Origin of the sequence: uncultured Aquitalea sp. (assembly GCF_945957525.1) — a bacterium.
Classification (GTDB): Bacteria; Pseudomonadota; Gammaproteobacteria; order Burkholderiales; family Chromobacteriaceae; genus Aquitalea.
This window is the reverse complement of sequence record NZ_CAMFLA010000006.1, coordinates 148,939-167,713: the sequence shown is the minus strand read 5'-3', so window position 1 is coordinate 167,713 and position 18,775 is coordinate 148,939. Positions and strand designations below refer to the sequence as shown.

16 protein-coding genes and 1 tRNA gene are annotated in these 18,775 nt (G+C 61.7%); 10 read left to right on the top strand and 7 right to left on the bottom strand.

Annotation, left to right across the window (positions count from 1 at the left end; translation table 11 throughout):
- Positions 1 to 197: 197 nt before the first annotated feature.
- Positions 198 to 1,484 carry a serine--tRNA ligase gene (gene serS, locus Q0P52_RS07740; RefSeq protein ID WP_293762009.1) on the bottom strand — a complete coding sequence of 429 codons (1,287 nt, stop codon included), beginning with the start codon at positions 1,482 to 1,484 and terminating at the stop codon, positions 198 to 200.
- 12 nt (positions 1,485 to 1,496) lie between these two features.
- Positions 1,497 to 2,819 (bottom strand): replication-associated recombination protein A, encoded by a 1,323-nt coding sequence (locus Q0P52_RS07735; RefSeq protein ID WP_293762006.1) that lies wholly within the window; start codon positions 2,817 to 2,819, stop codon positions 1,497 to 1,499.
- A 69-nt stretch (positions 2,820 to 2,888) separates the two neighbouring features.
- Between Q0P52_RS07735 and Q0P52_RS07730 the strand changes: the two genes are divergently transcribed.
- Positions 2,889 to 3,827 (top strand): alpha/beta hydrolase, encoded by a 939-nt coding sequence (locus Q0P52_RS07730; RefSeq protein WP_293762003.1) that lies wholly within the window; start codon positions 2,889 to 2,891, stop codon positions 3,825 to 3,827.
- A gap of 153 nt (positions 3,828 to 3,980) precedes the next feature.
- Here Q0P52_RS07730 and lolA read toward each other — a convergent pair whose 3' ends face one another.
- From lolA to Q0P52_RS07715, 3 genes are all read right to left on the bottom strand, one after another.
- Positions 3,981 to 4,592, bottom strand: a complete 612-nt coding sequence (gene lolA / locus Q0P52_RS07725; RefSeq protein ID WP_293762000.1) for an outer membrane lipoprotein chaperone LolA — start codon at positions 4,590 to 4,592, stop codon at positions 3,981 to 3,983.
- Positions 4,593 to 4,746: 154 nt separating this feature from the next.
- Positions 4,747 to 5,769: a hypothetical protein gene (locus Q0P52_RS07720; protein ID WP_293761998.1), complete on the bottom strand. Its 1,023-nt coding sequence runs from the start codon at positions 5,767 to 5,769 to the stop codon at positions 4,747 to 4,749.
- 115 nt (positions 5,770 to 5,884) lie between these two features.
- Positions 5,885 to 7,480 carry an NAD+ synthase gene (locus Q0P52_RS07715; protein WP_293761996.1) on the bottom strand — a complete coding sequence of 532 codons (1,596 nt, stop codon included), beginning with the start codon at positions 7,478 to 7,480 and terminating at the stop codon, positions 5,885 to 5,887.
- A gap of 77 nt (positions 7,481 to 7,557) precedes the next feature.
- Here Q0P52_RS07715 and Q0P52_RS07710 point away from each other — a divergent pair, with 77 nt between their 5' ends.
- From Q0P52_RS07710 to Q0P52_RS07675, 8 genes are all read left to right on the top strand, one after another.
- On the top strand, positions 7,558 to 8,682 hold the full coding sequence (locus Q0P52_RS07710) for a GNAT family N-acetyltransferase (protein ID WP_293813695.1): 1,125 nt from the start codon (positions 7,558 to 7,560) through the stop codon (positions 8,680 to 8,682).
- A gap of 62 nt (positions 8,683 to 8,744) precedes the next feature.
- Positions 8,745 to 8,835: transfer RNA gene (locus Q0P52_RS07705), tRNA-Ser, on the top strand.
- 504 nt (positions 8,836 to 9,339) lie between these two features.
- Positions 9,340 to 9,933: a GspH/FimT family pseudopilin gene (locus Q0P52_RS07700; protein ID WP_293761992.1), complete on the top strand. Its 594-nt coding sequence runs from the start codon at positions 9,340 to 9,342 to the stop codon at positions 9,931 to 9,933.
- Entirely contained in the window at positions 9,933 to 10,469 is a 537-nt protein-coding gene (gene pilV, locus Q0P52_RS07695) for a type IV pilus modification protein PilV (RefSeq protein WP_293761990.1), read from the top strand. Before Q0P52_RS07700 ends, pilV begins: the two co-directional genes overlap by 1 nt.
- A complete protein-coding gene (locus tag Q0P52_RS07690; protein WP_293761988.1) occupies positions 10,466 to 11,266 on the top strand; it encodes a PilW family protein in 801 nt (266 codons plus the stop codon). The genes pilV and Q0P52_RS07690 overlap by 4 nt, the downstream gene beginning before the upstream one ends.
- The gene (locus tag Q0P52_RS07685) at positions 11,263 to 11,808 is read left to right on the top strand and encodes a PilX N-terminal domain-containing pilus assembly protein (protein WP_293761986.1); all 546 of its coding nucleotides are present in this window, start codon (positions 11,263 to 11,265) and stop codon (positions 11,806 to 11,808) included. The genes Q0P52_RS07690 and Q0P52_RS07685 overlap by 4 nt, the downstream gene beginning before the upstream one ends.
- Before the next feature lie 24 nt (positions 11,809 to 11,832).
- On the top strand, positions 11,833 to 15,153 hold the full coding sequence (locus tag Q0P52_RS07680) for a PilC/PilY family type IV pilus protein (protein WP_293761984.1): 3,321 nt from the start codon (positions 11,833 to 11,835) through the stop codon (positions 15,151 to 15,153).
- A 15-nt stretch (positions 15,154 to 15,168) separates the two neighbouring features.
- Positions 15,169 to 15,624, top strand: a complete 456-nt coding sequence (locus Q0P52_RS07675; protein WP_293761982.1) for a type IV pilin protein — start codon at positions 15,169 to 15,171, stop codon at positions 15,622 to 15,624.
- A gap of 54 nt (positions 15,625 to 15,678) precedes the next feature.
- Here the strand turns inward: Q0P52_RS07675 and dkgB are convergent, their stop codons facing one another.
- Positions 15,679 to 16,485 (bottom strand): 2,5-didehydrogluconate reductase DkgB, encoded by an 807-nt coding sequence (dkgB, locus tag Q0P52_RS07670; RefSeq protein ID WP_293761980.1) that lies wholly within the window; start codon positions 16,483 to 16,485, stop codon positions 15,679 to 15,681.
- A 37-nt stretch (positions 16,486 to 16,522) separates the two neighbouring features.
- The gene (locus Q0P52_RS07665; protein WP_293761978.1) at positions 16,523 to 17,713 is read right to left on the bottom strand and encodes an MFS transporter; all 1,191 of its coding nucleotides are present in this window, start codon (positions 17,711 to 17,713) and stop codon (positions 16,523 to 16,525) included.
- Between the two features lie 154 nt (positions 17,714 to 17,867).
- On the opposite strand from Q0P52_RS07665, the gene Q0P52_RS07660 reads away from it, so the two are divergent.
- Positions 17,868 to 18,758, top strand: coding sequence for a LysR family transcriptional regulator (locus Q0P52_RS07660; protein WP_293761976.1), 891 nt, complete (start codon positions 17,868 to 17,870; stop codon positions 18,756 to 18,758).
- Positions 18,759 to 18,775: the final 17 nt, after the last annotated feature.

Sequence of the window (18,775 nt, the reverse complement as noted above, 5' to 3'; positions counted from 1 at the left end):
GGCCGTGGCAACAGGCGAAAAAAAACCGGAGCGGGTAGCTCCGGTTTGGCAAACGCTTTGCAAGCCTGGCTCAGGATGGCGCTTGGGACGGCAGACAAAATCTCGCTGAGCCCCTGAGCCATGTTGCTCCGCCGCTGGCAGTACACGGAGCACGACCAGGCGGCGCAAGGTAAGGGCAGGGATTTTGTTGGTGGGTCTTAGCCGCCGATCTTGTCCTTGCCGCCCATATACGGGCGCAGAACGGCGGGGATGGTCACGCTGCCGTCGGCGTTCTGGTAGTTTTCCAGCACCGCCACCAGCGTGCGGCCCACGGCCAGACCGGAGCCATTCAGAGTGTGCACCAGCTGGTTCTTGCCGTTGGCGTCCTTGTAGCGGGCCAGCATACGGCGGGACTGGAAGGCCTCGCAGTTGGAGCAGCTGGAGATTTCGCGATAGGTATTCTGCGCCGGCAGCCAGACTTCCAGGTCGTAGGTTTTGGCCGAGCCAAAGCCCATGTCGCCGGTGCACAGGGTGATGACGCGGTAGGGCAGCTCCAGCGCCTTGAGGATGTTCTCGGCGTGGCTCACCATTTCTTCCAGCGCGGCATAGGAGTTCTCGGGCTTCTCGATGCGCACCATCTCCACCTTGTCGAATTGGTGCTGGCGAATCATGCCGCGGGTGTCGCGACCATAGCTGCCGGCTTCGGAACGGAAGCAGGGCGAGTGCGCGGTCAGCTTCAGCGGCAGGTCCTCTTCCTTGAGGATGCTGTTGCTGACAGTGTTGGTCAGGGTGATTTCCGAGGTGGAGATCAGGTACTGGTCGATGCTGCCTTCTTCGCCGCCCTTGCTCACCTTGAACATGTCTTCGGCAAACTTCGGCAGCTGGCCGGTGCCCAGGAGGGCGCTGTCGTTGACGATGTAGGGGGTGTAGTGCTCGGTGTAGCCATGCTCGCCGGTATGGGTGTTGAGCATGAACTGCGCCAGCGCGCGGTGCAGGCGGGCGATGTCGCCCTTGAGCACGGTGAAGCGCGCGCCGGACAGCTTGGCACCGGTGTCGAAGTCCAGCCCCAGCGGCGTGCCCACGTCCACGTGGTCCTTCACTTCAAAGTCGAACTGGCGGGGCACGCCCACGCGGCGCACTTCCACGTTTTCGCTTTCGTCCTTGCCGGCCGGCACGGATTCGTGCGGCAGGTTGGGGATGCTCATCAGCCAGGCGTCCAGCTTGGCCTGCACGGCTTCGAAGCCGGCTTCGGCGGCTTTCAGTTCGTCGCCCAGCGTGGCCACTTCGGCCAGAATGGCGGACACGTCTTCACCCTTGCCCTTGGCTACGCCGATCTGCTTGGAAGTGGCGTTGCGCTTGGATTGCAGCTCCTGCATGCGGGTTTGCAGCGACTTGCGGTCGGCTTCAAGTTGGCCGAAGGCGGTGGTGTCCAGCGTGTAGCCGCGAGCGGCGAGGCGGGCGGCGACGGCTTCCAGATCGTTGCGGAGCAGTTGGATGTCTAGCATGTCAAATCCTGATTATTGGTCGTTTTCCTGTTGCCGGGCTTCTTCGTCAAGTCGACGCAAGAAGTCCAGCTTGTCCTGAATCTTGCTTTCCAGCCCGCGCGGCACGGGCTGATACCAGCGCACATCCTCCAGCCCTTCGGGCAGATAGGTTTCGCCGGCGGCGTAAGCATGCGGCTCGTCGTGGGCGTAGCGGTATTCCCGCCCGTAGCCCAGCTCTTTCATCAGCCGCGTCGGCGCGTTGCGCAAGTGTACCGGCACCGGCCGCGACTTGTCCTGTTTCACAAAGGCGCGGGCCTCATTATACGCGGTGTAGCCGGCGTTGCTCTTGGCGGCGATCGCCAGATAAATGGCGGCTTGCGCCAGCGCGAGTTCGCCTTCCGGACTGCCGAGGCGTTCGTAGGTATTGGCCGCTTCGTTGGTGATCTGCATGGCGCGCGGGTCCGCCAGGCCGATGTCTTCCCAGGCCATGCGGATCAAGCGCCGCGCCAGATAGCGCGGGTCTGCGCCGCCGTCCAGCATGCGGGTGAGCCAGTACAGCGCGCCGTCCGGGCTGGAGCCGCGCACCGACTTGTGCAGCGCGGAGATCTGGTCGTAGAAGTCGTCGCCGCCCTTGTCGAAGCGGCGGGCGTTGACGGTCAGCACCTCGCCGAGAAAATCCGGCGTCACCGTGCCGGTCTTGCGGGCGTGGGCGGCGGTGCGGGTTTGCTCCAGCAGGTTGAGGAAGCGGCGGGCATCGCCGTCGGCGTAGCCGGTCAGGGTGTTGACGGCGGCTTCGTCAAAGCTCAGCCCCTCCAGCGCGCCCTTGTCCTGAGCGCGGCGGAACAATTGTTGCAGCTCGGTTTCCGACAGGCCGTTCAGCACGTACACCTGCGCGCGCGACAGCAGGGCGGAGTTCACCTCGAAGGAGGGGTTTTCCGTGGTGGCACCGATGAAGGTCAGCAGGCCGGATTCGACAAAGGGCAGAAAGGCGTCTTGCTGGCTTTTGTTGAAGCGGTGCACCTCATCGACAAACAGAATGGTGTGGCGGCCGCTGCGCTGCAGTTCGGCGTGCGCCTGCTCCACGGCCTCGCGGATGTCCTTGACGCCGGAAAACACGGCGGAGAGGGGGATGAAGCGGGCGTCGAAACTGGCGGCCAGAATGCGCGCCAGCGTGGTTTTTCCCACGCCGGGCGGGCCCCAGAGGATCATCGAGTGCGGCGTGCGCGACTCCACCGCCAGCCGGAGCGGTTTGCCCGGGCCGATCAGATGCTGCTGGCCGATCACTTCGTCCAGCGTGGCCGGGCGCAGGGCCTCGGCAAGCGGCTTTCGCGGTTCGTTGGCGAACAGGTCGTTCATGGTGGTGACGCAGGCTGGCTAAAGCGGCAGTATACCAGCTTGCCTTGTCAGACCGGGACGGGAGGACGTATGGGAAAGCTCAGCGGCGTAGTCTGCGCATTGGCGCTGGCGGTCATGCCGACGCTGATTGGGGCCGGGCCTTTGCTCGACGCTTTGCGTCAGGCGCGGCAAAACAGTCTGGAGGATGGTACGGGGCAGGGGCGGGACGCTGTGGCCATGCCGGCCGGCAGTCGCAAGCTGGAGAATCTGGCCTATGGGCACACGGCGGGGGAGCGGCTGGATGTGTATGTCCCGGCGGAGGCGCATCAGGCGCCGGTCTTGCTGATGGTGCATGGCGGCGCATGGCGCTTTGGCGACAAGCAGTCTGCCGGCGTGGTGGCTGGCAAGTGGCAGCGCTGGGGCGGACAGGGCTGGGTGGTGGTCTCGATGGATTATGGTTTGCTGCCGGATGTCGCGGTGGATGAGCAGGCGCGGCAGGTGGCGAGGGCGTTGGCCTGGGTGCAGCGCCATGCCGGCGAATGGGGAGGCGACGGGCGGCAAGTGGTGCTGATGGGGCACTCGGCCGGCGCGCATCTGGTGTCCTTGCTGACGGCGTCGGCAACGCTGGCGCGCGACAATGGCGTGCGCGACTGGCCGGGCACGGTGGTGCTGGACAGCGCGGCGGTGGATGTGGCGGCCCTCATGCGCGCACGCCACTTGCCCCTGTACGATCATGCTTTTGGTACTGACCCGGCATACTGGGATGACTTGTCGCCGTTGCGGCAACTGGGGCCGGGCAGGCCGCCCATGCTGCTGGTGTGCTCCTCGCGCCGGCAGGAATCCTGCCCGAATGCGCAGCGCTTGCAGGAGCGGGCGCAGGTGCTGGGCGACCGGGCGACAGTGCTGGCCGAGGACCTGTCACATATGCAGATCAATCGCGAGCTGGGTCTGCCGGGGCCCTACACCACGGCTGTCGAGCGCTTCATGAGCGCCTTGAGCCCGGAGTTGGCGCGCCATCTGGCACAGTAGCGCGCCGGATCAAAAACCCGCGCGGCGGCGTTGGGTGGGCATGAAATGCCTCGGCAGCCTGCTGCCATCGCGCTGTTTCGGCGGCGTCGCCAAATCTCGCAGTGCGAGCACGTTCTTCGGCAAACCTTACGCAGAGGCGGGCTGGCGCGAGGGTCAGTCGCCGCTCACCACATCCACCCCCTTGGGCGGGGTAAAGCTGAAATGCCCGGCGGCCAGTGCCGGATTCTTTTGCGGGCTGTTGAAGTGGATGCGGGTGTTGTTGCCGAAGCTGTCGGTCAGCTCCATGTCCACCAGCATCTTGCCGGCAAAGCCCATGCGGATGTTGCTGAAAGTGTTGTCGGCTTTTTTCGGGCTGGCGGTCAGCCATTCTACGTCGCCCTGTTTGCCGGCTTCTTTCAGCACATAGTCGCGTTCAATGGCATTGCTGCCGGCCAGCAACGCAGCCGGGCTGGAGCCCAGCGCGTTATCCAGCGATTTGCGCGTGACCTGCGCCAGATCCTTGTCGTAAATCCACAGGGTTTTGCCGTCGCCCACAATCAGCTGCTCGTAAGGCTTGCTGTAGGCCCAGCGGAATTTGCCGGGCCGGGAAATTTCCAGCGTGCCGCTGGCTTCTTCCCGTTTGCCCTTGTTGGTAACCACCTGGGTGAAGGCGGCCGACAGGGTGCGGGTTTCGCCGATAAAGGCTTTGAGTTGCGGGATGGCGGCAGCGTATGCGGGGGCTGCGCAGGAAATGGCCAGCGCGGCGGCCAGAACGAGTTTTTTCATGAGATTCCTCGGGCGGTGCGGGCCGGCGGTTGTCGCCCGCAGTGGTCCATTATGACCGGCTGCGTGGGCCGGGGTTCGGCCCGCGCTGTTAACGAGTGTTGACCCAAAAGCGTACGCCCCGCGCGGGCGGGGCGTTGCGGAGAGGCTGCGGCGCTTATTCTTCGGCGCTTTCCGGCTTGTCTACGCTATTGAGCCAGGCCGGCTTGGGCAGTTTGTCGAAGTCGATGATCTGCGCCTCGGTCAGCGGGTAGGCGAACACCGGTTTGCCGAAGTTGCTCATCTTCATGGTGGCGTAGGCGCGGGCGTCGAACTCCGGCGTGCTCAGGTCGATGCGCTCGCGCAGGCCGATGAGGCGGGCGCTGCGGTCGGCGTACAGGTGGATGGTGCTTTCGCTGAAGAAGCCTTTTTGCTCATTGTTGCTGAGCGACTTGATCACCTGCGCGATGGCCATGGCTTGCTGGGCTTCTTCCGGCTTGCCGCGGCGCTCGGCTTCATCGCGCACGATGCGCGCCAGACCGTCGATCATGCGCAGCGTCAGCTGGCTTTGCTGCTCTTGCGACAGGGCGACGCGCAGCTGGTAACTGGCGCCCAGCTGGCGAGCGGTGTCGTCCAGCGGCTCCAGCGTGAAGGCCTGCTTGTCAGCCTGGGCGTAAGCCTGGTCAAGCACCTCGGGCAGGCCTTTTATGATGGCGTCGGTGGGAATCTTGTCGGCGAATTCCTTGGGCAGCGCAAAGCGTACAAAGCGGCCGGGATGATCGCGCAATTCCTTGGAAATCAGATCGATGGCTGCAGGGTCCACCAGTACGGCGTTTTTCTGCAGGTCCAGCTTCAGCGGCACGCTGACTTCACCCTTGATATTGCGTCGCTCGAAGCGCAGGCGCGGGGTAATTTCCAGTTGCTTGCCCGGCAGGTCGATCGCACCGTTGAAGTCGATGAACAAAGAGCGGGCCACTTCATTGGTGATGTCGGCCAGCTCCGGGTTGGTGGTGGCTTCACCCTTCTTGATCAGCAGCTGATCAAAGCCCATCACGCCGGTGAAGTTGTACTGGCTTTGCGCCATGTTTTGCTTCAGGACGTAACGCACCGCCATGTCCGGCGATTTGTTGGCAAGCGGGCTGGCGCAGCCGGCCAGCAGCAGGGCGGAGCCGACGGCGGCGGCAAGAAGAGCGGTTTTCATGGGGGAAGTCACGGAATATGTCGTTGTGTTAATGGCGCATGGTGGCACAAGCGGCAGGCGCGCTCAAGCAGGCGTGGCGGCGCGCCGGCCATATAGGCAAGCGCGCTGGCGGGGCTCAGCTGAAGCGGTTGGTGATGGGATAACGCCAGTCCTTGCCGAAGCCGCGATGGGTAACGCGCGGCCCCACCGGAGCCTGACGCCGCTTGTACTCGTTTATTTTCAGCAGGCGCACCACCTTGCGCACATCGGCTTCGGCAAACCCTTCGGCGATGATGTCCTCGGCCGACAGGTTTTGCTCCACGTAGCGTTGCATGATGGCGTCCAGCACATCATAGGCCGGCAGGCTGTCCTGGTCTTTCTGGTCCGGGCGTAGCTCGGCGGACGGCGGGCGGGTGATGATGCGTTCCGGAATGATCTCGCCCTGGGTGTTGCGCCAGCGGCACAGCGCGAACACCAGCGTTTTGGCCACATCCTTCAGCACGGCGAAGCCGCCGGCCATGTCGCCGTACAGGGTGCAGTAACCGGTAGTCATTTCCGATTTGTTGCCGGTGGTGAGCACCAGCTTGCCGGTTTTGTTGGACAGCGCCATCAGCAGGGTGCCGCGAATGCGCGCCTGCAGGTTTTCTTCGGTGGTGTCCATTGCCAGCCCGGCGAAGGAGGGCGCCAGCGCCTGCATGAAGCTTTCGTACATCGGCCAGATTTCGATCTCGTCGTATTTCACGCCCAAGCGGGCGATCATGTCGCGCGAGTCGATCACGGAAATGTCGGCGGTGTAGCGGGAGGGCATCATTACCGCGTGTACCTTGTCCTTGCCCAGCGCATCCACCGCCACGGCCAGCGTCAGCGCGGAATCGATGCCGCCGGACAAGCCCAGCAGTACGCCGGGGAAGCCGTTTTTGCCGATGTAATCGCGCACGCCCAGCACCAGCGCCTGGTAGACGCTGGCCAGCTCGTCCGGCAGCGCGGCGCGGCGCGGCGCGGGCTGGAGGTCGCCATCGGCAAAATCGATGAGCAGCAGTTCTTCTTCGTAGGCCGCGGCCTGGGCCACCACCTCGCCGGCGCGGTTGACGGCGAAAGAGCCGCCATCGAACACCAGCTCGTCCTGGCCGCCCACCAGATTGACATAGGCGAAGGGCAGGCCGGTTTCTTCAGCGCGATAGCGCAGCACTTCGTGGCGGGTTTCGATCTTGTTGCGATGGAAGGGCGAGGCGTTGAGAGCCAGCACCACGTCTGCCCCAGCATCTGCAGCCTCGGCGGCGGGGTCCACCGACCAGACGTCTTCGCAGATCAGCACCCCCACCTTGCGACCGCCCTGGTCAAACACCAGCGGCATGGCGCCGGGGGTGAAGTAGCGGCATTCGTCGAATACCTCGTCGTTGGGCAGCAACATCTTGTGGTACTGGCCCAGACGGTTGCCGTCGCGCAGCACGGTGGCGGCGTTGAAGCGTTCCTGACCCAGCTTGACCGGATGGCCCACCACCAGCGTGATGCCGTCCAGTTCCAGCAGCTCGTCCAGCGCCTTGGCGCAGGCGCGGTAGAAACTGTCGCGCAGCAGCAGGTCTTCCGGGCTGTAGCCGGTCAACGCCAGTTCCGGCGTTACCAGCACGTCGGCCCCCTGTGCCATGGCGGCGTGGGCAAGGTCGAGAATTTTGCGGGTATTGCCGGCGATATCGCCGACAACGGGGTTGAACTGAGCCAGCGCAATACGCATCTTGAAAACAACCGTCGGTTGGAATGAGGCGATTTTACCTGAAGACGCGGCGAATGCCCGAGAGGAATACCGTGAAGATGCAATTGGCGGACGGCCTGGGCGCCGTTTCCCGCGAAGAATGGGACAGCCTGGCGGCGAATGCAGGCCTGTTCATGCGGCATGACTGGCTGGCCTTGCTGGAAGAAAGCGGCTGCGCCGTGGCCGAGACCGGCTGGCAGCCCTTGCCGCTGCAAACGTTTTCAGCAGACCATCTGGCTGGCGCGGCGCCGCTTTATCTCAAGCGCCACTCGCGCGGCGAGTATGTGTTTGACTGGGCCTGGGCCGAAGCCTGGCAGCGTGCCGGGCTGGACTATTACCCCAAATTGCTGCTGGCGTCGCCCTTCACGCCCGTGGCCGGGCGGCGCTTGTTGGGGCAGGGCGAGGCGCCCGCCATGCTGATGAACGGCATGCGACAATTGGTGGAAGAGCACAGCCTGTCCTCTGCTCATGTGCTGTTTCCCGCCGAGGACGAGCTGGCCATGTTGGCCGAAGCCGGTTGGCTGGTGAGGCATGGGGTGCAGTTTCACTGGCTCAATCAGGGCTATGCCGACATGGACGCCTTCCTGGCCTCGCTGACGCGCGACAAACGCAAGAAGATCCGCCAAGAGCGGCGCAAAGTGGCGGATGCCGGCATCACCGTACGGGCGCTGCGCGGCGCTGAGATCGGTCCGGCCGACTGGCGCTTCTTCGAACGCTGCTATCGGCAAACCTATCTCGAGCATCTGTCGACCCCCTATCTCAACGCTGCCTTCTTTGAGGCCGTGGGCGTGCGCATGGGCGAGCACAATGTGCTGTTCATCGCCAGCCGGCATGGCCATCCCATTGCCGCCAGCTGGTGCCTGCGCGATGGCAATGTGCTGTATGGCCGTTATTGGGGCGCGCTGGAAACGGTGGATTGCCTGCACTTTGAGTTGTGCTACTACGCGGGCATCGACTACGCCATCCGGGAAGGTTTGACCTGCTTTGAAGGCGGCGCGCAGGGGGAGCACAAACTGGCCCGCGGTTTTCAGCCGGTGCGAACCGGCTCCGCCCACTGGATAGCCGAGCCGCGCTTTCGCGCCGCCATCGCCGACTGGCTGGCCCGCGAGCGGCAAGCGGTGGGCGACTATCGCGAGCAACTTTTTTTGCATTCGGCTTATAAAACCTCTTGCGCAGGGGGATGAGGGCTTATATACTGCGCAGCCTCTGACGACGAAACGCCGCAAGGCGGTTGTCAAAGCCATCTGGAGAGGTGGATGAGTGGTTTAAGTCGCACGCCTGGAAAGCGTGTTTAGGGTAATACCCTAACGGGGGTTCGAATCCCCCCCTCTCCGCCAGATATCTGCAAAAAAGCCCTGACACGTCAGGGCTTTTTTGTTGCCTGTCATTCTCGTTATCGGGTTTGCTTTGTGTACTGTTCATGCCTTGGCGGCTGATTGGCTGCCATGAGCTGTCTCAATTCTCCTTATCCCCCTCCCTGTTTTCTGGCCCCTGCTTTGAATTGGCGATTTTTCATGGGTTCGGCATGTCATTTGAATTGACGCTGGGCTTGTTTTTCCCTGGCTGATTTCCATTTTATCTGGCTGATATTAAGTTGCTTGGCGACATTATTGGCTGCATTCATATTTAGCAATCTTTTACATTTTTTATGCACCCTGTTGAATACAATTCCCTGCGTGGCTTGCCCTGAAAGGGCTTGCTGTAGCGATTGCGCAAGCGATTTGTTTGGGATTTATTAGTGCGCCTGGCTGTGTGGCCGCTAATTTGATTTTTCGTTTTCCGATGAGTTGTCATTTATTCGGCAAGAGCGATGAATCGTTGGCAGGGTTGTAAAAAATATCATGGGTATTCATTGTTTTTTCAATGTTGGCGGTTTGCAGCGCCAAGGATTCACCCTCATTGAATTGCTGGTTGGCATGGCGATTGCGACTATTTTGCTGACCATGGCAGTGCCGGCGTACAGGGCAACCATAGATGGCAGCCGGGTTTCCTCCGAACTGGACGCGCTGTGGTCGGACATGGCCTTTGCCCGCATGGAAGCGGTCAGGCAGGGCTTGAATGTGATGATGTGCAGCTCACGCGATGGGCGTACTTGTAGCGGGTCCGGCAATTGGCAGGATGGCTGGATTGTGATGTTGCCAGAAGGCGGCGCTTGTACCGCCAATTCAGGGCTAGGCGCCAACAACGGCGCGCTGTTGCGGACAAGGCCCGCCATTCATGGCGGCGACACTGTCAGTTACGTCAATGCCGGCAGCGGCGGGCAGGGCGTTTGTTTTTCCCGCTTGGGCACGACGGCGGCGTCCGGCGTGATGGTGGTCAATAGCCCGGCGGCACAAAGCGCGCCGTCCATGTTCAATCGCCAGTGTCTTTTCATCGCCAAAGGGGTGGGCAATGTGCGCGCCGCCCGTTATGGCGACGCGGCGGGGGGGTGCTGATGCCAGCTCCGGTCTTTTTAACGCCCGGTTTGCGAGCAGGCGGTTTCACCATGCTGGAAGTGCTGGTGGCGATCCTGATTGTGGCGGTGGGTTTGCTGGGTCTTGCCGGCGTGCAGGCCAGCGCCATCAGCCGGGCAAACGATGCCAAGTACCGCAGTCTGGCTGCGCTGGCTGCCGAGGGAATGGCGGCCAGCATGCATGCCAATCAGGCTTATTGGCAAAACCTGTCTGCGTCCACCACTCAAGCTGATGTGCCCTATTCAGCCTCATGGGCTTGCAATGCCAGCCAGGCATGCAACGCATCGCAAGTGGCGGGGTATGACGTTTCTCAGTGGCAGCAAGGCTTGAAGAGCAATCAGATGGCCTTGCCCGATGCCAGCGGCACTTTTTCCTGTGCGCCTCAATCCGCCAGTGCTCCGGTCAGTTGCCAGATCAGCATTACCTGGACCGAAAAGCGTTACAGCGCGCCCGGCGGCGCAAAAAACAGCGGCAATGCCTATGCCTCTGCCACTTACAACATGGTGGTACAGCCATGAGCGGCCGCTACTTGCTATGCAAGGGCCGGCGCGCGCGGCAGGCCGGGATAAGCATGGTCGAGCTTATGGTGAGTTTGACGATTTCCCTGATCCTGTTGCTGGCCCTGTACTCGATTTTCATGACTACCCGTTTGTCGCAGCAATCAGAAAACGGTCTGGCGCAAATGCAGGAGGACCAGCGCATGGCCATGACCATTATCAGTCAGATGATTCAGTCAGCAGGGTATTACTCCAACCGGATGAGCAGCGGGCGCGACTCGTTATTCCCGGTGATCGCCTCATCGTCGCAGCAGCTTCCCTTTTCAGTGGGGCAGTTCATCTCCGGCAGGGCAGGCGATGCAAATACGCCAGATGTGATCGGGGTGCGATTTCAGATTGGCACGAATGAAAATGCGGCTAGCGACGGAGTGGTCAACTGTCTTGGAGCAACCGATCCCGCCGTATACAGCAATGTCATCACTGTGGACGCTGCGTCGTTGCAACTGACTTGTTCCGTAAACGGACAGCAGCCTGCGGTGGCCGTGGCGGGAGGCAAACGGGCAAATGGTATGGCTGGCGCGGCGATACCGTGCAAGAACGCTGGCTATCAAGGCATCAGCAATCTCAAGCTGCAGTACGGCTATGACGCAAGCGGCTCAGGCTCTGTCACCCAGTACCTTGCGGCTTCCGGTGTGACTGACTGGGCTGCGGTGCGCTCGGTCAAGGTGGCGCTCACCACGCTGTATTGCCAGAGGCAGGGTGTATTGCCTGCGGCGGTGACCATTTCCAGAGTTGTTTTTGTGCCCAATCAGCTATGAACCGCCATTTTCTCCCCTCGACGCGCCGCGTAGCCGGCCTGCATTCACAGGCCGGCATTGCCCTGGCGACAGCCCTGCTGTTTCTGCTGATTGTCAGCATCGTCACGGTAGCGGTTTATCAGAATGTGATCGCGCAAGGGCGTATGGCTGGCGGTTTTCGCGAGAAAGGCCGCGCTTTCGAGGCCGCCCAGTCAGCCCTGCAGTACGGAGAGTGGTGGGTGGCGAAAAACAGCAGCGCCGCCGCCGCAGCAGCAGCGGCAAAGGTTTGCCAAAGCGTGCTCGATACGGAACCCGACAGTTCGACAGTGCTGGCCGGAGGCAACTATGCACCTCTAATCGGCATGACCATAGCGTCCAGTGGTGTTTCCAGCTATGCGGGTCAGGCGCAGTACTGCATCCAGACCGTTGGCAACAACGGCAGTGGTGATGTGTACAAAGTCACCGCCAAGGCGTTTGGCGGCAATCTGGACACCACCGCCGTGGTGCAAAGTACCTATGTCATACCCGCTTCATTCAGTGCATTCGGGCCTGGTCCCCAATAGATATCTACCGTGAAAGATCCGGTTATGAATACCAATCGAGTTGCTCGCGCTGGTGTCGCCGCACTTGTCTTGTTTGCCTCCTGCAAGGCGCAGGCGCTGGTGGTGCAGGACAACTTCACCGGCACTTCCAATCAGGCCAACTGGCTGCCGGTAGGCAATGCCTGCCTTTCCGCCAGAAGCAGTGCGGCGGATGGCCCCGGCAAGATTCCAGGCTGCGCGGTGGTAAGCAATATGAGCGGGGGCGGGTATTACAAAACCGGCTCGGCGTCGCAAGCCGACCCGGTTGGCAATGGGGCGCTGCGCTTTACCTCCAACCGGGGTTATCAGCGCGGCGGCATTATCTACAACAACTGGTTTCCCGCCACCGCCGGCATTGATGTTACCTGGACCAGCTATACCTACGGCGGCAACGGCGCGGACGGCATGAGCTTCTTCCTGCTGCGCAATCCTTCTGGTGATCCTTCACAGCCCGTGCCGCAAACGCTTGGTGCTTCGGGTGGCGCGCTCGGCTATGCCTGCGCCAATGCCTGGTCCGGCTCGCGCGCCATGGACGGTGTCGCCAATGGCTATCTGGGCATTGGCATGGACGAGTTCGGCAATTTCTCCAACGCGGCGGACAATGGCGCGTCCGGACCGAACAAGGCTTATTCCAACGCCATCGGTTTTCGCGGAGCCGGCAATATCAACGCCGCTTTTCTGAGCGCCACTTTTCCCAGCCTGTATCCCAACCCCAGCACGAAAGACGTCGGGACGGTCTGCGGGCAGGGTTATGTGAACAATGGCGGCGTCAAAGTGCCGCTGTTGAACTATGCGGTACTGCAAAACCCGCCTTATATCCTGCCGAGCGGGCAGAAAATCTCCGCGACCAATGTGCCTTGGCGCGCAGGCGCGCCGACGGCGTCCGGCAATGCCTGGCCCATGAATTATCACTTGAAGATCACCCCGCAAAACCTGATGTCCTTTTCCTATAGCGTCAATGGCGGGGCCTGGACACAGATTGCCAATGGGGTTGATCTGAATACTTTCAGCGGGCCGATTCCGGCCTATCTGACTTTTGGTTTTGCCGGCTCGACAGGAGCGGTAACCAATTTCCATGAAATTACCTGTTTCAAGGCACAGCCGCAGGCAACCTCGTCGAGTTCCGCCGCGGCCAATACCAATCAGTCATCGCAGATCATCGCTGGCACGCAGTTGTTTTTGTCCGCCTACCATACCGACAACTGGTGGGGCGAGGTGTCTTCTTTCCCTCTGGTGGTGGATGCGGCCAACCGGGTTTCGGTATCTACCAGTGCATCCTGGAACGCTTCCTGTGGTTTGACTGGCGGTACTTGTGATGCGACGAACAGCTCGGCAACAGCCCAGGATGCCGGCGCGCGAACCATACTTACCTGGGGGGGCAGCCAGGGCAGCACTTTCCGCTGGAATGCCTTGACAGCAGCCCAGCAAAGCGCCTTGAACAGTAGCGATGGCAAGGGGGCTTTGCGACTGGACTTCCTGCGGGGAGACCGTAGCCATGAGCAGTCGAGTTCTGACAAGGATGCAAGGTTGTTTCGTACGCGCAATGGGGTGCTGGGGGATGTCGTGAACTCCAGTCCGGTCTGGGTTGGCCCGCCGTCCAGCGCCTACCCCGCCATCTGGACCGATGCTTTATATCCCGCGCAATCCGCTGCTGAAAACAGCGCGGCGGCGGTGGCGTACAGCAGCTTCAAGCAAAGTCGCGCCAGCCGTGCCAACGTGGCCTATGTAGGCAGCAACGATGGCATGCTGCATGGTTTCCGGGCCGGCGCTTACACCGCGTCCGGCGCGTACTCCACCAGCCAGACCCCGAACGACGGCAAGGAGGTGCTGGCTTATGTGCCCGCCACGGTTTTCCCCAATCTGGCCGCCTACACCGCACAGGTTTACAACCATCAATATTTTGTCGATGCCACGCCGGGTGAGGGCGATCTTTTTTATGGCAATAACTGGCATAGCTGGTTGATTGGCGGAATGGGGATGGGCGGCAAAGGCATTTACGCACTGGATGTAACCGACCCTTCCGACAGCAATTTCACCGAAGCCAACGCCAGCAGCCTGGTGGTGGGGGAGTGGTCTTCGGCCAACATCAGCTGCGTCAATGGGAGTACCTGCGGCAAGAGCCTGGGCTATAGCTTGGGCACGCCGGTACTGGCGCGCTTTCATAACGGGCAGTGGGGCGCCGTGTTCGGCAACGGCTATGACAGTGAAACCGGCGACGCAGCCCTGTTTGTCTTGCTGGTGGATCCTGACAGCGGGCAAAAACGGTTTTACTCGATCAGCACCGGTTGGGGGCCGAGCAAGGATCCCACGGCTCAAGGAGGCAAGAACGGCATTCTCCACGCGACGCCGGTGGATCTGGATGGCGACAACATTACCGACTACGTCTATGCAGGTGATTTGTTCGGCAACGTTTGGCGTTTTGATCTGACCAGCAGTGACCCCGCCAAATGGCAGGTAAGCAACCTGGGTAGCGGAACACAGGCCAAGCCCTTGTTCTCTACCCCGGTCAATGTGCTTGTCAATAATGGCGTCAGTAGCAAATCGCTACAGCCCATCACGACCAGAATCGTCGCCGGTCCGCTGAAAACCAGTGGCGGGGCGAGGGTGATGATCTATTTCGGTACCGGGCAGAAGCAGTCCTTCACCAGCGCCAACGCCAATGTTTACGCCACTGGTTCGCAAGCGGCTTACGGCATATGGGACTGGAACATGGCGGCCTGGAACGCGCTGCCGACGAAGAAGTTTGCTGTTCCCGTAAATGCGGAAACGACGCCAACCGATACGTTGGCTGCGACGCAATTGCAAACGCAGTCGGTCATTCCAGAGTCCGTCACCAACTCCTCAAGCTCCGGGGTTACCCAATACGCTGCTTTGACCAGCAATCCGGTTTGCTGGCCGGGGCTGGCAGGCTGTACGGGCGCAACCCAGTATGGTTGGCGCTTTGTATTCCCCAACACCACGGAACAGCTGCTTTACAACCCCAGGGTTTCGCTAGGCGCGGTGCAGTTCAACAGCACAATTCCCTTCTCGAACTCGGCGGTAGGCTGCGACGCCGGCAATGATACAGGTTGGTCCTACGCGCTAAATCCCGCCACGGGCGGTAATTTCCGGCTGTCTTACTTTGCCAATGACAACAATACGTTTTCGGGCGTGAACAGCTATGCCGTCAATGCGGAAAAGGCCAGCCTGTCCGGTGCCTCCATTCTGTTGACGTATGCGGGGCAAACTTATTTGTGCGGGCAGAAAACCGATGGCTCCGGCTTTTGCACGCAAGTGAAGTCGCCAACGGCTCAACCCTACCGCCTGACCTGGATCGAACTGCGTTAAGCCGGAGTATTATTTATGTCTGGAAATAATAAACAAGCCGGTTTCAGTTTGATTGAATTGATGATCGCTGTCGCCATTATCGGCATTCTCGCCGGCGTAGCCCTGCCGGCCTACACCCAGTTTGTGCAGAAGGGCAACCGCGTTCTGGCCAAGAATGCGGTGCTGGATCTGGCCGCGCGCGAGGAAAACTATTACGCGCTGAACAATGTGTTTACCGCCAACCTGTCCAGCCTGGGGCTGGCTCAGGCGGCATCGGTGTCCGTGCCGGGCAATGGCCAGAACCTCTACACGCTCAACGTGTCCTCGGTTTCCAACGGCTCTCCGCCGTCTTATGTGATCCGGGCCGTCCCGGTGAAGGGGGGCGCGCAAGCGGCGGATGTCTGCCAGACCTTCCAGTTGGACAGTCTGGGCAGCAAAAGCAATGTGGACGCCGCGGGCAATGCCGTGACCAACAGCGCAGACTGCTGGTAAGCGTTGGCGGCTTGCCGGGCTGCAGGGCGCATGCCGGCAAGCGCCCATCGCCAGTCAGTCATCCCACTCCGGGGCCAGGCCTGCCGGATTCACCAGCCGTCCGCCGCACTCCAGCCCGTCTATGGCGCGGATGTCTTCATCGCTCAAACGCAGTTGTTCGGCCAACAGGTTGCCGGCCAGATTTTCCCGCTTGGTGGAGGAGGGAATCACGCTGTAGCCCTTGTTCATGGCCCAGGACAAGGCCACTTGCGCCGGGCTGGCGCTGTGTTGGCGCGCAATGTTCTGGATGGTGGGGTCTTGCAGCACTTTGCCGTAGCCAAGCGTCATGTAGGAGGTGACGGCAATGCCGGCTTCCTTGAGAAACGCGGCCAGCCGGCGGTTCTGCAGATGCGGGCTGAGCTCGATCTGATTGGTGGCGATTTCTCCCGGGCCGAGAATGTCGATGGCGCGTCGGGTAAGCGCGATGTTGAAGTTGGACACGCCGATCTGGCGGGTCAAGCCGAGCGATTTGGCCTCGGCCAACGCTGTCAGATATTCCTCCGGCTGCACCGGATGGCCCGGCGCCGGCCAGTGGATCAGCGTGAGGTCCACCGCGTCGGTGCGCAGCTTGTCGAGGCTGGCGCGCAGGCTGGGTATCAGCTTGTCGGCGGCGTAGTTGTCGGTCCAGATTTTAGTGGTGAGAAACAATTGCTCGCGCGGCACGCCGGACTCGGCCACGGCAAGGCCTACTTCAGCTTCGTTGTTGTAGATCTGCGCGGTGTCGATGGCGCGATAGCCTAGTTCCAGCGCTTGCGAGACGGAATCGATAACGGCCTGGCCTTGCAGGCGGAAAGTGCCAAGGCCGAAAAGGGGAAGAGTCATATTCAGCTTTCCTTGTCGAAGAGTTGTTCAATCAGGTTCAGGCTTGCGGGCAAGCGGTCAGGGTTTGGCTTGCGCGGCGGTCCAGCGCGCCGGACCAGCTGGTGAGCACCAGTGCCGCCAGTACGATCAGCGCGCCAACCCACGGCGTGGCCATGATGCCCAGCGATACCACGATGCGTCCGCCAGCCCAGGCACCGAAGGCGATGCCCAGATTGAAAGCCGCGATATTGAGGCCGGAGGCCACGTCCACCGCGTGCGGCGCTTCTCTTTCGGCTTGTTGCACCACATAGAGTTGCAAGCCGGCCACATTGCCAAACGCCACCGCGCCCCATAGCAGCACCGTCAGCACCACCAGTATTTTGGAACCCGCAGTCAGGCCCAACAGTACCAGTGCGGCGGCCAGACCGGCGAAGATGATCTGCAGGGCGCGCACTGGGCCCTTGCGATCGGCAAGACGGCCGCCCCAGACGTTCCCCACCGCTACCGACACACCATACACCAGCATCAACAGGCCGGTAGCCGAGGCCTGGAAGCCACTGATTTCCTGCAGCATCGGCGCAAGGTAGGTGAAGGCGGTGAAGGAGCCGCCATAGCCCAGCGCGGTCATGGCGTACACCAGCAACAGGCGGGGTTTGCCCAATACGGCGAATTGGCTCAACAAGGAGGCGGGCTGGCTGGCGGGAATATTGTCGGGAATCAGCATCAGGCTGCCCAGCAAGGCGATCAGGCCCAGCCCGGCCACGGCCAGAAAGGTGGTTTGCCAGCCGAAATGCTGGCCGATGAAGGTGCCTAGCGGCACGCCGGTAACCAGCGCCACGGTCAGCCCGGAAAACATCAGCGCGATGGCGGAAGCGGCCTTGTCCTTGGGTACCAGACTGGCGGCGATGGTGGAGCCGATGGAGAAAAATACGCCATGAGTAAGGCCGGTGAGGATGCGCGCTACGGCCAGCGCGGTATAACCCGGTGCTTGCCAGGCAATGAGATTGCCCAGGGTGAACAGCGCCATCAAACCCAGCAGCAGGGCTTTGCGCGGCAGGCGGCTGGTAAGGGCGGTAAGCACCGGCGCGCCCACGGCCACGCCCAGCGCGTACAGGCTGACCAGCATGCCGGCGGAGGGCAGGGCAACGCGCAGACTGTCGGCGATGGTGGGGATCAGCCCGACGATGACGAATTCGGTAGTGCCGATGGCGAAGGCGCTAAGCGTCAGCGCCCAGAGAGCAAGTGGCATGTGAGACTCCAGAAAAATGGTGGATGACCATTGCCGGCTGCGGGGCGTATTTCGCATTGCAGCACAGCGGATGAGTGAAAGTCCGCATTATCATTGCTTGCGTTGCCAGGAAAAATGCGTCAAAAACGCTATATCTTGTGATTGAAAATCAATAATGCTGGCTACCGAAAATTTGCAGGCCTTTGTGGCCGTGATTGACGATGGTTCCTTCTCCGCGGCGGCGGAGCGTCTGGGGCTGACGCCTTCCGGCATCAGCCGCAGCATCGCCAAGCTGGAAAAACAGCTGGGAGTCAGGCTGATCCGCCGCACCACGCGCCGCTTGGACCTGACCGATGAGGGACGCTGGTTTCTGGACAGTGCGCGCGAAATTCTCGCCCGCCTTGAAGCAACCGAGCTGACTTTGCAATCGGCGGCGGAGTACCCCTCCGGCCTGCTGCGCGTCAATGCGGCCACCCCGGTGTTCGATCATGTGCTGGCCCCGGTGCTGCCGGATTTTTGCCGGCGCTATCCCCGCATCCGGCTGGAGCTGACCAGCGGCGAAACGGTGGTGGATCTGATCGAGCGCGGCGCCGACGTAGCCCTGCGCGTGGGGCAGTTGCAGGATTCCACGCTCAACGCGCGGCTGCTGTTCCACAGCCATTGGCGGCTGGTGGCGGCCCCGGCCTACCTGGCCGAATGCAGTCGGCCTGCTAGTGTGGAGGCGTTGGCCTCGCACCGGCTGCTGGGTTTTACCCAGCCGTCCTCTCTGAATCTTTGGCCGCTGCACCAGGCTGGCGCGGAAGGCTGGCCGATAGAGCCGACCCTGGCCGCCTCCAACGGCGAGACGCTGCGCCATCTGGCGCTGACGGGCAACGGCATTGCCTGCCTGTCGGACTTTCTGGTGGATGGCGATATCGCCCAAGGCAGGCTGATTGCGTTGCTGCCGCAGGCGGTGTTGCCTTGGTCGCAGCCGGTATGGGCGGTGTTCTACCGGCAGGGCTTTCTCGCGGCGCGCGTATCCTGTTTTGTCGATTTCCTCGCCGAGCGCTTGCGGGCGCCGCGCTGACTGACCGGTTGTTTGCA